This window comes from Vibrio agarivorans (genome assembly GCF_030409635.1).
GTDB lineage: Bacteria > Pseudomonadota > Gammaproteobacteria > Enterobacterales > Vibrionaceae > Vibrio > Vibrio agarivorans.
The window spans coordinates 2415443-2429498 of sequence record NZ_JAUFQF010000004.1; the positions used below are offsets into that span (position 1 = coordinate 2415443).

The window sequence follows — 14056 nt, forward strand, 5'->3', positions numbered from 1 at the left end:
TAAAAAGAGTGAACAAGCTCAACACCTTGTTGAGGTTTACATGCTACTAACAACCAATAACATTTCGGCGCGAATCATATAGAGTGATTCAGATTTTGCAAAGCAATTTGTAATGAAATTATTCGCCATTTTTCTGGATGTGTCGTATTTATCTGAGCACGTTAAACAAAGCATAGATGATTACCAACAAAAAATGACAGTTTCTGCATGACTAAATCTTTATAGGTGACTGAAAATTGGTGGCTTTGTGCTTGTGTTTTTCTGTAATGTGTCAATGGAATCCTGACCCTAAGAGCGCATTAAGAAAGTGGAGATGGATGCTCATCAAGTTGCAAAGTCTAGCGATATGAGATACCTAATTGTCCATCGAAGTGTGCCTAATTGGTCTATCCATTCAATAGTTTGCTGCATAATCGCGCTAAGAGCGTATAATCAGAGGTTTATGCTGGAAATGTTTGCCCGCTTGGGCTTGGAACCACGATGACAAAAGACATTAAACGAGAATTTAACGTTGGCGGAAACCTTGAGAGAGCACTGTCTGGAGACTACAGCTTGCGTACCGGGGAAGTATTACGAGAGGCGACGAGCCTAACCGTCAAACATTTCATGCGCTTTACGCCTGCTATTTTGCTGCTTCTCGTTGCTCAATTAGCGATTTTCTATATCGCGCTAAAACTTCAAGTGGGTGATCTTTCGGTCATCTTAGACATGGTTACAGACCCAGATTCTGTCGATGCAAATGTCGTGCAAGCGATATTTATGGCAAATTTTAGTTACGAGGTGATCAGTGCGCCGTTTTTTGCCGGCGTGAGCTTGATGGCAATGAGTCATGCCGCTGGCCTAGAAACGAAAACTCGACATATTGCTAAGGGTCTTCAATTTACGATTCCTGTAATACTGGCAACGTTAGCGGGGCTGGTTCTACAAGGCGTAGCCGGTATGCTGCTGCCGTTTGTATCACTCTATCTTTCTCTGGCGTTTACTAACTCAACCCTGCTTATTTGTGAGAAGCGTGTTCCGCCAATGAGTTCTCTTTGGTTATCGTTACGTGCGGTCAACAAGAAGATTCTGCCACTCGCTGCTATTTACATCACGATGATGTGTTTATTTGTTGCTGGTGCAATGCTTTACGGAATCGGTCTTATTTTTGTGCTTCCACTGTTTTTCCATGTCAAAGCGATTATCTATCGTGAGATGTTTGGAATCCGTTTGAAAGTGGTCGCGTCTCAAGATAGTCGCCATGATGATAACGATCAGTCTGACCGTGATGACAACAACGATGATTCTGGCTCAAACGGGTCTGATGAAAACGATTCAAATGATGCGAATGGTAAGGTATTTAATGCTTAAAAAAGAGTTGATTGCGCTGCTAGGTGCAACCGCTGTTGCTGTTGTCAGTTGTACTAACTACCAAACGACGACTCAAGTCGTCGTTGAGACAGAAGAGCAAGAAAAGAAGTCACAACCGAAAAAGCGCAAAACGCCAGAACTGCCAACTTCTAAGCCTAACTTTGCTGAAATTTCTGATATTCCAACTAAGAAAAAGGCCTTTTTTGATTATCTAAGACCTGGCATTGAGTTAGAGAATCTTCGTATCGAACAGGAGAAAGCGCTAATATTTGCTCTTGCCAAGGAAGATACGTTATCTGCGAAAGAACGCCTTGCATTATCTGAACTTGGAGAGTCTTATAACCTTGCCTTTCCTCCTGAAGGAGAAAGCACGGAGCGTTGGTTTGAATTCATGAAGCAGCGTGTCGATTTCTTGCCAGAAGCTTTGGTGCTGACGCAAGCTGCGAATGAAAGCGCTTGGGGCACGTCTCGTTTTGCTACTGAAGCCAGCAACTACTTCGGGCAATGGTGTTACAGTGAAGGCTGCGGATTGATTCCCAACAAACGTCCACCAGGCATGACTCACGAAGTTGCGAAGTTTTCCGATGCATCAGAGTCAACACATCGTTACTTTATGAACGTTAACCGTAACCCTGCATATGTTGAGCTGCGTGAACTTCGCCTCAAGTTACGAGAGCAGGGTACTGATGTTTTGAGTGTGGATAGCGCTTTGGAACTGGCTGGTGGCCTAATTCGTTATTCAGAACGCGGTCAATATTATGTAGATGATATTCGCGCAATGATTCGACATAACGATGCATTTTGGCAAAAATCACAGATAGAAGAATAGGGATAATAATGAGTGCCTTTAAGACATGGATTCGTCGTACATGTATGAGCGCCACGGCAATAGTCATCACTGGGATGGTGCAAAGTCCCGCACATGCGTATCAACAAGATTATCGTTTTACCTACTCAAAGCTATATACCCAGCTTAAGCACAATGCTGAAGAAGGTCATGATAGTGCAAAAGTAGGGGTGTTTTTTGTCAGTGCAGAAAACGGCCTTCCCTGCGAGCTTGATAAAGCCTGGATGGAAAAGGAAGAGAAGTACGAAGTTTTAAAGGTTGCGGCGAATGGTGAGTTGCAGCTTCCTATTGATAGCCACCTTCGACAAGCAAACCCTTTGGTATTTATTGAAATTGAACAAGAGGTTCAGTGTGATTTTTCGATGGTAGTGATGAGTAAGAGTGCGTTGAGTGGTCGTGTAGATTATCAACAACTGATCACGTTGCAATCGGATATGCAAAAGCTGCTGGGTGATCTCGGTGGTATGTTCGCCCGCTGGTTTACACCTGATGTTGAAGGCGTGACATTGGAATTCGCCGAGTCTCAAGGGAAGATTACACTTAGTAGCGGTCAAACTCTACCCATCGAAAATCATCGTGTTAGCGTTGATATTCGCAAACTTGCACGGGGTGATAGCATTGAACTTCCATATGAAACTTTGCGTGTAATGCCTTATATTCCAAAGGCAGGCTGAAGCGTTAGTACACATATTTAGTAAAAGAGAGGCGCTTATTTGATTAAGCGCCTCTCTTTTTTTATATGGTGTTTTGTCAAACGTTACTCAAAGAGCAAACTAAATGTTTGTTACATTAAGCTGTAAGCTTGGATCGAACTCTTGCACATCGACATCAGGAGCGATAGGTGATTCTGGCAATGTCTCTTTATCAAAGCCAATATCGCCGCCGTTAATAACCCCAGAGTCTTTATCGACAGATTTGAAGTCGAATAGCTCAAAATCAGCCAAGTGACTTGGTACAACGTTTTGCATTGCACGGAACATCGACTCGATACGTCCTGGGAAACGTTTATCCCATTCATTAAGCATTTGCTTGATGTTTTGACGCTGAAGGTTCGGTTGTGAACCACATAGGTTACAAGGGATGATTGGGTACTCTCGCATATCTGAATATTTGATGATGTCTTTCTCTCGACAGTAAGCAAGAGGACGAATCACAACGTGTTCACCGTTATCAGAAACGAGTTTAGGTGGCATACCTTTCATTTTTCCGCCGTGGAACATATTCAGAAACAGTGTCTCAAGAATATCGTCACGGTGGTGGCCAAGTGCAATTTTCGTTGCACCTAGCTCTTTCGCTGTGCGATACAAAATGCCACGACGTAAGCGAGAACAAAGCGAGCAAGTCGTTTTACCTTCTGGAATCTTGTCTTGAACAATCGAATAGGTATCTTCTTCAACAATCTTGTATTCTACACCAAGACTTTCTAAATATTCAGGCAGAATGTGGCTTGGAAAACCGGGTTGTTTCTGGTCTAGGTTGACCGCAACCAGAGAGAAAGAGATAGGAGCACTTTTCTGTAGGCTCATCAGAATGTCGAGCATAGTAAAACTGTCTTTACCACCAGACAGGCAGACCATTATGCGATCACCATCTTCAATCATATTGAAGTCAGCAATGGCTTGGCCGGTATTACGGCGGATACGCTTTTGTAACTTGTTAAAGTTGTATTGCTGAGCTTTAGTTAGCTCAGAGGTTTGCTCATTCATAAAGACAGTTCGCTCAGTTTGGCTGTATGTGTCTACAGCGCTCACAAGGTAAAAATGAACTGCGTATGATACTGATAATTTTGCGATGAACAAGCAAAGAAAAGACGAACCATCTTGGTTCGCCTGTGAGTTTCGTGATTGGTATTAGCCATTAGGCTCTAAAGGGCTGATAAAGCCATTAGGTTTCAGTGCCAAAACGTCACAATCAATCTTATCGATAACATGCTCAGCCGTGTTACCGATGAACACCGCTGAGAGACCTGTTCGGCCAGTGGTGCCCAAGATGACCATGGCTGCGTTGAGGCGTTTAGCAACATCAGGAATGATATCCTCAGGCAAGCCTTGCTCAACGATAGTCTGCTCTTCGTCAATACCATGTTTTTGTCTAAGCGCCTTCATTGACGTGAGATGATGGCCACGAACCGCATCGGTGTAGGTGTTTGGGTCAAATTCGGGCAGTTCAATCGTAATATTCGCCGGCGTGACAGGGTAGGCATTAACGAGGTATGGGTTGGCGGATAGTCTTTGTGAAAGACTCTGCAGTTGCTCTACCATTCGATCGTTCAAGTCTAAATGCGTGTCGTATTCAGAACCGACGTGTACAGATGCCATAATATTGGCATCCGCTGGCCAGTCAGAGTTTTTCACCAAGAGAACAGGACTAGGGCATTTACGCAGCAAGTGCCAGTCGGTTGGTGTGAAGAGAACAGATTCCAGCACATCGTGTTTTCTTGTCCCTTTAATCACAATATCATGCTCGCTACCGAACACTTCAGCGATGATCGCCTCATAGGGGCGATTATGCCACACCACTTTGACGTCAAAGTCGACACCATCATTGACATAAGGCCCTGCAACTTTGCGCATCCACTCTTCTCGTTGCTGGATCACGCCACGACGCATGGCGTCGCGTTCATCAAGTGACAGCATTGAGGTCATATCATAGGAAAAGTCATAAATTGACAGGAAGAAGGTCACATTGCTTTTGGTCGTACATTTAGACGCTAGCTGCATCGCTCTCGCGAGAGCGGGTTGTTCTTCATGATTGATGTCAGCAACAACTAAGATTTTACTGTAAATACTCATATTCAGCACCCGTTATCGTAGGACTTATCTCTAATGTAGCCCAACCATCGAATAAGGTTTACAAAAACAGGTGAGATGAGTGAAGAATTATGATTCAGCTCATTATTGGGACGAAAAGCTGGCTTTCGAGTTAAAAACTTGTTGCGAAACAATGACAAGTAAGCGTATGACCGTGTGTCATTGTCGTTCGACGAGGATATATAGACAAAAAAACACCCCAGCAATGTGGGGCACTCTTACGTATTCAAATAGGCGAACACTTGTCGTAATTATTTTTTGCTTACGCCGGCAAGATCCATTAACGCATCATGGTCGAGAATCGTGATGTATTTGCCCTTAACACTTAAAATGTCCGATTTCTGGAAACGACCAAGCAGTCGGCTAATAGTTTCTACGGTTAAACCAAGATAGTTACCGATGTCACCACGAGTCATTGTTAAGCGGAACTCTCGTGGGCTAAAGCCACGTTGAGAGAAGCGAGTCGACAAGTTATAAAGGAATGCAGCCAAACGCTCTTCCGCATTCTTTTTCGATAACAACAAAATCATCTCTTGATCGCCTTTGATTTCATTACTCATCAAACGCATAATTTGTTGGCGTAGCTTTGGCATTTTTCCTGAAAGGTCATCCAAAATTTCGTATGGTATTTCACAAACCATTGAGGTTTCTAATGCCTGCGCAAAACTCGGGTGAAGATCACCGGTAATTGCGTCAAAACCAACAAGGTCACCCGCTAAGTGGAATGCGGTGATCTGCTCATCACCCTGCTCAGTAATCGTATAGCTTTTGATTGTTCCTGAACGGATGGCATACAGTGATTTTAATTCATCGCCAGCTTTAAACAGTTCTTGTCCTTTCTGAATAGGCTTTTTACGCTCGATAATTTCATCGAGTTGATCAAGCTCTGACTCGTTTAGAGTAAAAGGGATACATAGCTGACTAATACTACAGTCCTGACAATGAATGGCACAGCCACCAGACTGGATACGTTTTGCAGAAGGCTTTTCCGAAATCATAACAATCGCTTCACAATTTGATATACATCAATATTTTACCATTATATGCCACTTAGGGGTAGTAAAAAAACAATCAACACATCAATGAGCTATAAACATTGATACAGCGTGTATCAATGTGTAAGAACCATAAATAATTAACAAGGCACCAGCGGTTCGCTTAAATAGAGAAGAGCTTTTTAGTTGATTAATAAATGCCGCACCGACACCAAAAGCTAACATAGAAGGGAGGGTACCAAGACCAAAGGCTAACATAGTGCCAGCTCCCGCAAGCGCGCTGCCAGAAACAATGGCCCAAGAAAGCATGGAGTAAACTAAGCCGCATGGCAGCCAGCCCCAGAGGAAGCCTAATGGTATGGCATGGAGCGGGTGTTTTATCGGTATCAATTTTTGTGCAAGTGGAGAAATATAACGCCAAATCCCTTTACCAATTGACTCAACTTTGAGTATCCCAAACCACCATTGCCCAATATATAGGCCTAACGCAATCATGAGTATCGCAGCAACAATCCGAAGGCCGGTCAGCAGTTGAGTGAGTTGAGATAATTCTACTAAAGAAGCCAGTGCACCACCGAGAATCCCACCTAATAGAGCGTAACTCGATAGTCTGCCTAGGTTATAACCGACAATATTGGTGATTTTCTTTGAGTTCAGTTTCGGTACGTTAGGGTCAATCGAGATGAGTGAAGCAATCCCTCCACACATACCAATGCAGTGAGCAGAGCCTACAACCCCAACCATAAAAGCGCCAATAAGATCGAGGCTCATGGTCATGCTTTTGGCTCTTGGTCTGTTTGTTTATTAGCTTGTTGGCTTTGCGGCTTATCATCATCAAACAGAATGTTATGCCCTTGTCGCTCAAGGTCTTCAAATTGATCAGTTCTTACTGCCCATAAAAAGACAACAACAGCAATGGCAACCAGTACTATGGCGATAGGGATCAAGATATAGATACTTTCCATGTGATATCACCTATGAGTTTTTGAGCAAGCGTAACGAGTTCGTTACCACAATAACAGAGCTGGCTGACATGCCCAATACAGCAATGTATGGAGCGACAAGCCCAGCAACCGCGAGCGGCAAGATGACCAGATTGTAGCCAAGCGACCAAGCGAGATTCTCTCGAATAATCTTACGCGTTTTGATGGCATGCTCTTTCGCTTTCAGAACTCGGTCAAGTTTATCACCCAATAACACAAGATCAGCAGAAGCCTTTGCGACATCTGTGCCGCCACCCATAGCGACTGAAAGGTGCGCTCCCGCAAGGGTAGGTGCATCATTGATACCATCACCAATCATCATCGTGATATCGCTATCTTTGACTGATTTTAGAAACTCAAGTTTATCTTCTGGAGAGGCCGAGGCAACGATCTCAGTGATGCCAACTTTTTCTGCAACGGGCTGTGCATTGTGTAATGTATCGCCCGTCAGCAAGGTGACTTTTGCACCCGACTCGATAAAGTGCTGGATAAAGTCTCGACTTTCATCTCTAACCGGATCTTGGTAATAAAACGTTGCGGCATGCTGATTGTCAATCGATAGATAGACAGCATTGGCCTTAGTTTCATTCTGCTCGCATTCAAAGCCTATATAACGGGCACTACCAATTTTTACATTGAAACCAGAGATTACCCCTTCAATGCCTTGGCCAATTTTATTCTCTGTGTGTAGCGCTGGTAGAATAAGGCCGTCTAGACCTTTAAAGGCATTAGCAATAGGGTGGTTTGCATGTGATTCAAGAGTTTTAGCAATATCGATACACGATTGTGTTTCGAAGCCTGTTTCGATTTGTATATCTTTAATCGCAATATTGCCCTCGGTAAGAGTACCGGTTTTATCAACGACTAGATGATTGACCTTACAAAGAGTCTCGAAGACATGGTTCTTACGCAATAAAATCCCCAAGCTACCCAGGCGAGAGGTAGCGCAAGTGAGTGCTGTGGGTGTCGCCAGAGATAGCGCACATGGACAAGTCGCGACAAGTACTGAAAGCATGATCCAAAATGCATCATCCGGTCGTGACTGATGCCAATACAGCCAAGTACAAGCTGAGATAATGAGTATCGCACCGACAAAGTAACGAGCAACAATATCCGCAATCTCGGCAATGCGCGGTTTTGCAAGCTCTGCAGAGTCTTGTAGACGGACGATATTGTTGATCACCGAGTTATGTTTATCAGCTGTGACTTCGAGATCAAACGACTCATCACCGTTAAGTGTTCCCGCGTATACGGCATCATTTTGCTGCTTAGTCACTTGTAAAGATTCACCGGTAAGCATCGACTCATCAATCAGAATATTAATGTCAGCAAGAACTTTACCATCTGCGGGAATATGCTCGCCGGGAAGAACACGAATTCTATCGCCTGGCTTCAGTGTTTTGACGGGCACTTCCTCACCGTCAAGCGTGTGTGCAATCGCGGGTATCAGCTTAAGTAAATTACCACTGGCGGCAGCGGCTTTTCTTCTTGCACGCATCTCTAAGAAACGACCAACCAACAAGAAAAAGGTAAACATTGAGATGGACTCAAAGAAGACCTCGCCCTTTTCTTGAACCGTCGCGACGACACTCGCAACATAGGCAAATATAAGCGCTAGAGAAACGGGGACATCCATCCCCAAGGTTAAGCTTTTCAAGCTGCGCCATGCGTTGAGATAAAAGGGCAGCGCAGAATAGAGGAGTACGGGCGTAGCGAAGATCAGGCTGACCCAGCGGAAAAAGTGTTTGAACTCTTCTTCTAGATCACCAAACACCTCTAGATATAAGGCGACTGCGAGCATCATCACCTGCATCGTCGCCAGTCCGGCAATCCCTAAACGATATAGGTATTGCTTCATGGAACGATGATAAGCAGCTTCGTGCTTATCTGCTTCAAATGGAGCCGCTTTGTATCCCAGTTGATGAATTATCGCCAAAATTTCACTCAACTGAGTTTGGGTATCATCCCACGACAGAGCAGCGCGTAACGTCGTTGTGTTAACACTTATTGAAAGTACGCCGTTATGTGCAGCGACTTGCTTTTCAATCAGCCATGCACAGGCCGCGCAAGAAACGCCCTCTAGTGACAATGTCACATCTGAAGCATGTTCAGAATGACGAACAAATTCTGATTGAACCTCTTTGTTGTCATAGTGAATCAAGCTTTTCAGCTGTTCCGGTACCAGTTCGACACGTTCAGCAGGCGCTGTTCTAAATTGGTAATAGGAGACAAGGTCACTGTCTACGATGGTTTGTGCGACGGTTTCGCATCCTAGGCAACACATCGTTCGGATGTCGCCTAAGATCTCGACTTTAAAATTCGTGTTGTCTGGTACAACTTCACCGCAGTGGTAACACGATTTACACATAAAGAGTCTTCGCTAAATGGTTGGTTTTGGGTCTTGATGAATGTTCTTGATACGAGTCAACGGTAGCTTAATTCGTTAGTGGAACAGCTTGTTCGAGCGGGAAAGATACACGCCCCTGAATTAACCACTGTTCATCATGAGGTGTTACTTCAACGAACCAAGGGCCAGAGATTTCTGCTGGAGGGGTAAATCGATAGGTGCCTTGTGCATCAGCTGTCACCAGCATTTCAAAATCTTGGTCTGGCAGAGTTCGATGTGCATACATGACCTTTAAAGCAGGGAAGTGGCTTAGTTGGCCTTGCTTAAGGCTTAATATCATTTGTTGATCGCTTTGCGAGATATTCGCCGTTAAACCCAGCTCTTTCGCTTTGTTTACTTTCGAAAGGTCGATATTAATACCTTTCCCTTTTTTATAGTAATCCTCGGTCACTAAGTCGACAGAGTTCTGTGAGAAGATGATTACAGTGATGATAGTCCATACAACGACAGTACCTGGAAGAATAATAAGGAACCACGGCCAGAACTGCTTATACCAAGGCTTTTCCATAAAAAAGTTCTCTAAAAGAAATGAAAGTGTGGGATAAAATCTAAAGGAAATACAGCCCCTTAGATAGGGGCTGTTATAGATTTGTTACGTTTTAATTATCGCTGTTGCTCAAACTCCAAACATACGCAGAAACGAGCTGAACCTTCTCTTCACCGAGAATGTCTTTCCACGCAGGCATGACGCCCGAACGTCCATTCATAACTGTTTCTGTAACGTCTGCTCTCGAGCCGCCGAACAACCAGTTTTGGTCCGTAAGGTCAGGCGCACCTACTGCAGGGTTACCTTTACCATCCGTACCATGACAAGCTGCACAAACAACGAAGCGCGCTTTGCCAGCTTCCGCTTCTTTTGCATTGACAGAGCGTCCTGACAAACTCAGTGTGTAAGAAACCACTTCTTGAACACCGTCTTCACCAAGAGCGTCTTTCCAACCTGGCATCTGACCAATACGACCTTCCATAATCGTAGTGACAATCGCTTGCGGCTCACCGCCATACAACCATGCGTTGTCCGTTAGGTTAGGGAAGCCTTTTTGGCCGCGAGCATCCGAACCATGGCACTGTGAGCAGTTTTGCAAGAAGAGGCCTTGACCTGCTTTCAGCGCCTCAGAATCCATCGCGATTTGTTCGAGAGGCTTAAGACCTGAACCGTCCGCTTGGTTCGCAAGTTGACTGAACTTCTCACCAAAGTAGCTATCAGCGTCATCCAACTCTTTTGCATATTGCACTAGCTGCTTGTCAGCTTGAGCGCGGGCAATTGAGGCTCTTGACTCTTCAATAGACTTCACCGTTTGATCTGAACTTTGCCAGCCCAAAAGGCCTTTATAGTTGCCTAAACCAGGGTAGAGGGCTAAATAAACCGCAGCAAAGATGAACGTACTAACAAAAAGGTAAAACCACCACTTAGGCAAAGGGTTGTTGAGCTCACGAATACCATCATATTCATGCCCCATATCTTGGCCTTCTTCGACACCCATCTTGTCCTTTTGACACCAGAACAAGATCACTGCACAGCCAACCAACGTGCCAATCGTGATGATAATGATCCATAAACTCCAAAAAGTAGTCATTATTTCTTCACTCCTTGTTCTGATTGCTCTGATGTTGCTTCTTTGTCTTTGATAGGCTCGTCAGCAAAAACTAAGTTTGCTGCTTCTTCGAAACGAGACTTACGACTCTTTCCGTATGCCCACCAGACGACACCGATGAAGCTAACAAAGAGCACTATGGTCCATATACTGTGAATAGTACCAATATCCATAATGACTCCTATTTCATCGCGTGGCCGAGAGATTGAAGGTAAGCAATGATGGCATCCATCTCTGTTTTACCTTGAACATCACTCTGTGCGTTGGCAATTTGCTCGTCAGTGTAAGGTACGCCAAATTGATTCTTAAAGATCTCTAGTTTCTTTTGCGTCAATTTGCCGTCTAACACGTTCTCTTCTAGCCAAGGAAACGCGGGCATGTTGGACTCTGGTACTAGCTCGCGAGGGTCAAGAAGGTGAACGCGATGCCATTCATCAGAGTAACGACCGCCAACACGGGCAAGATCAGGACCAGTACGTTTTGAACCCCAAAGAAATGGATGTTCCCATACATGCTCACCCGCAACAGAGTAGTGGCCGTAGCGCTCTGTTTCAGAACGGAAAGGGCGAATCATTTGTGAGTGACAGACGTTACAGCCCTCACGAATGTAGATATCTCGTCCTTCCATCTCTAATGCAGTGTAGGCACGCAGGTTGTCTACGGGCTCAGTGGTTTGCTTTTGGAAAATCAGCGGCGTGATCTCCACCAACGCACCCAAGCTAATGGCAAAAATAATCAAAATAGCCATCAAGCCGACGTTTTTTTCCACGATTTCGTGGCGATTGTTAGAATTTGAACTCATTCTACGATCTCCTTATGCCGGCTGAGGTTGAGCTTTTAGGCTGCCTTGAGGAGCGACAACGGTTTTATAAACGTTGTAAGCCATCAAGAACATACCTGCGAGGAAGATAAAGCCACCAATGAAGCGCACCGTGTAGAACGGGTAAGAGGCTTGTACAGATTCAACAAAACTGTAGGTTAGCGTGCCATCTGAGTTTACTGCACGCCACATCAGACCTTGCATAACACCGGAGATCCACATTGCAACAATGTAAAGAACCGTACCAATCGTAGCGAGCCAGAAGTGCGTGTTGATTAGGCCAACAGAATACATGCGCTCTTGACCAAATAGGCGCGGAACGAGGTGGTAGATCGAACCAATGGAAACCATCGCAACCCAACCAAGCGCACCAGAGTGAACGTGTCCTACTGTCCAGTCTGTGTAGTGCGACAGCGCATTCACGGTCTTGATCGACATCATTGGCCCTTCAAACGTTGACATGCCGTAGAAAGACAATGACACGATGAGGAAGCGCAAAATAGGGTCGTAACGCAATTTATGCCATGCGCCAGATAGAGTCATAATACCGTTGATCATACCGCCCCATGAAGGAGCAAACAGAACCAAAGACATCACCATACCAAGAGATTGGGTCCAATCGGGTAGTGCAGTGTAGTGCAGATGGTGAGGACCTGCCCAAATGTAGAGCGATACAAGGGCCCAAAAGTGAACAATGGATAGACGATAAGAGTAAACCGGGCGTTCAGCTTGCTTAGGGACAAAGTAATACATCATACCTAGGAAGCCTGCAGTAAGAAGGAAGCCTACCGCATTGTGTCCATACCACCACTGAACCATGGCATCAACAGCACCAGAGTATATGGAATAAGATTTACCGTAAGAGACAGGGATTGCCATACTATTAACGATGTGAAGCACCGCAACGGTCAGGATAAATGCCCCGAAGAACCAGTTTGCCACATAAATATGTGACGTCTTACGTTTTACAAGAGTTCCAAAGAAGACTATTGCGTATGCTACCCATACAAGAGTAATTGCAATATCGATAGGCCATTCTAGCTCAGCGTACTCTTTACCAGAGGTGTAACCTAAAGGTAAAGATATGGCTGCTGCTAGGATAATGGCTTGCCATCCCCAGAAGGTGAATGCGACCAGAGGGCCACCAAATAGACGAGTTTGACAAGTACGCTGCACGACATAATACGAAGTCGCGAACAATGCACTAGTACCAAACGCAAATATTACCGCATTAGTATGCAATGGACGTAAACGACTGTACGTCAACCACGGCGTATCAAAGTTTAGCTGTGGCCAAACTAATTGAGCGGCAATCAAAACACCAACAGCCATACCAACAATACCCCATAGCACGGTGACTAGGGTAAATTGACGAACGACCGTATAGTTGTAGTTTTGTTCAAGCTGCTTTTCTTGGCTCATTTACATGCTTCCAATTTCAAAATATACCAAGTGACATCCGTTCTCATCCCTGAGTTGTATTGCTAAGCACTATGAAGCGGAATCTATACTTACCAGCTTTAACGCGATTAGCGATATTAATAAGAGACAGTGAACTTCAACCTACTGTAATCGGTATAAACTACACTTTACTTCCAACACGACTTGCGTCGTAATACCACCAAAATCATTTGGGGGAAGAGAGCCTTAAAGTGTAACTTTGACCACCTTCCCTGATGATTTTTATAAAAGTGATATTTTCGTTGGCAACTATACTGCAATTAACATTTCAATGACAGGGCAGTAACCTTGCCGTTAGTCGGGAATAGATCATTTATTTCAAAACTTTGAAGTTTGTTACATGGGGTAAACAAGGCAATGGCAGCAGAAAAGCTTACTAAAGGCCGTATTGGTCAGATTTTGGTCATGATGACCTTACTCATTAGTGCGTTTTGGTGGCGAACCTTTGAACACAACGATACTGGTTCAAAGATAGTTAGTTGTGATATCGGTTCTACGTGTCACATTCATGAAATGTTAACAAATGTTCAACTTAGGGTCGAAAATAATGTATTGGTGTTGGATGGGGTGACTTCAGGTTGGCGCGTCACCGTAAAAAATGCACTGCCAATGCATTCTAATGATTCAAGCATTACTTTCGATTTACCCAGCACTGAACAAGATCAGCTAGAGCTCGTGTTTATGAACAAGTCTCAGTCGCAAAACATCAGAGTAATGATTGACTTAGACTAATGATTTGCGAGTAAACTTAATTTACTATACGTACAACGACCATTTTAAAGAAGAAT

Annotated in this window: 15 protein-coding genes; 4 read left to right on the forward strand and 11 right to left on the reverse strand. The window is 44.4% G+C overall.

What is annotated here, in order from left to right:
- Positions 1–480: 480 nt before the first annotated feature.
- Genes QWZ05_RS19655 through QWZ05_RS19665 form a run of 3 tightly spaced genes read left to right on the forward strand, consistent with a single transcriptional unit; the run spans position 481 to position 2871 of the window.
- On the forward strand, positions 481–1350 hold the full coding sequence (locus tag QWZ05_RS19655; RefSeq protein WP_290300199.1) for a DUF2189 domain-containing protein: 870 nt from the start codon (positions 481–483) through the stop codon (positions 1348–1350).
- On the forward strand, positions 1343–2179 hold the full coding sequence (locus QWZ05_RS19660) for a glucosaminidase domain-containing protein (protein ID WP_290300200.1): 837 nt from the start codon (positions 1343–1345) through the stop codon (positions 2177–2179). The genes QWZ05_RS19655 and QWZ05_RS19660 overlap by 8 nt, the downstream gene beginning before the upstream one ends.
- 29 nt (positions 2180–2208) lie before the next feature.
- Positions 2209–2871, forward strand: coding sequence for a DUF2987 domain-containing protein (locus QWZ05_RS19665; RefSeq protein ID WP_390216145.1), 663 nt, complete (start codon positions 2209–2211; stop codon positions 2869–2871).
- Positions 2872–2970: 99 nt separating this feature from the next.
- Here the strand turns inward: QWZ05_RS19665 and ttcA are convergent, their stop codons facing one another.
- The 11 genes from ttcA to ccoN form a co-directional block, all read right to left on the reverse strand.
- Complete coding sequence (gene ttcA / locus QWZ05_RS19670) at positions 2971–3903, reverse strand: tRNA 2-thiocytidine(32) synthetase TtcA (RefSeq protein ID WP_264877459.1); 933 nt, start codon at positions 3901–3903, stop codon at positions 2971–2973.
- Positions 3904–4047: 144 nt separating this feature from the next.
- Positions 4048–4989 carry a universal stress protein UspE gene (gene uspE / locus QWZ05_RS19675; protein ID WP_264877460.1) on the reverse strand — a complete coding sequence of 314 codons (942 nt, stop codon included), beginning with the start codon at positions 4987–4989 and terminating at the stop codon, positions 4048–4050.
- 269 nt (positions 4990–5258) lie between these two features.
- Complete coding sequence (gene fnr / locus QWZ05_RS19680; RefSeq protein ID WP_264877461.1) at positions 5259–6005, reverse strand: fumarate/nitrate reduction transcriptional regulator Fnr; 747 nt, start codon at positions 6003–6005, stop codon at positions 5259–5261.
- 81 nt (positions 6006–6086) lie between these two features.
- A complete protein-coding gene (locus tag QWZ05_RS19685; RefSeq protein WP_264877657.1) occupies positions 6087–6773 on the reverse strand; it encodes a sulfite exporter TauE/SafE family protein in 687 nt (228 codons plus the stop codon).
- A 2-nt stretch (positions 6774–6775) separates the two neighbouring features.
- Positions 6776–6967: a cbb3-type cytochrome oxidase assembly protein CcoS gene (ccoS, locus tag QWZ05_RS19690; RefSeq protein ID WP_264877462.1), complete on the reverse strand. Its 192-nt coding sequence runs from the start codon at positions 6965–6967 to the stop codon at positions 6776–6778.
- Positions 6968–6977: 10 nt separating this feature from the next.
- Positions 6978–9353 (reverse strand): heavy metal translocating P-type ATPase, encoded by a 2376-nt coding sequence (locus QWZ05_RS19695; protein WP_264877463.1) that lies wholly within the window; start codon positions 9351–9353, stop codon positions 6978–6980.
- 67 nt (positions 9354–9420) lie between these two features.
- On the reverse strand, positions 9421–9900 hold the full coding sequence (locus tag QWZ05_RS19700; protein ID WP_264877464.1) for a FixH family protein: 480 nt from the start codon (positions 9898–9900) through the stop codon (positions 9421–9423).
- 91 nt (positions 9901–9991) lie between these two features.
- Positions 9992–10969 carry a cytochrome-c oxidase, cbb3-type subunit III gene (gene ccoP, locus QWZ05_RS19705; protein ID WP_290300203.1) on the reverse strand — a complete coding sequence of 326 codons (978 nt, stop codon included), beginning with the start codon at positions 10967–10969 and terminating at the stop codon, positions 9992–9994.
- Positions 10969–11160, reverse strand: coding sequence for a cbb3-type cytochrome oxidase subunit 3 (locus tag QWZ05_RS19710; protein ID WP_264877466.1), 192 nt, complete (start codon positions 11158–11160; stop codon positions 10969–10971). Before QWZ05_RS19710 ends, ccoP begins: the two co-directional genes overlap by 1 nt.
- A gap of 8 nt (positions 11161–11168) precedes the next feature.
- Positions 11169–11789 carry a cytochrome-c oxidase, cbb3-type subunit II gene (gene ccoO / locus QWZ05_RS19715; RefSeq protein ID WP_264877467.1) on the reverse strand — a complete coding sequence of 207 codons (621 nt, stop codon included), beginning with the start codon at positions 11787–11789 and terminating at the stop codon, positions 11169–11171.
- A 12-nt stretch (positions 11790–11801) separates the two neighbouring features.
- The gene (ccoN, locus tag QWZ05_RS19720; RefSeq protein ID WP_264877468.1) at positions 11802–13229 is read right to left on the reverse strand and encodes a cytochrome-c oxidase, cbb3-type subunit I; all 1428 of its coding nucleotides are present in this window, start codon (positions 13227–13229) and stop codon (positions 11802–11804) included.
- A 396-nt stretch (positions 13230–13625) separates the two neighbouring features.
- Here ccoN and QWZ05_RS19725 point away from each other — a divergent pair, with 396 nt between their 5' ends.
- Positions 13626–14000, forward strand: a complete 375-nt coding sequence (locus QWZ05_RS19725) for a hypothetical protein (RefSeq protein ID WP_290300206.1) — start codon at positions 13626–13628, stop codon at positions 13998–14000.
- Positions 14001–14056 lie beyond the last annotated feature (56 nt).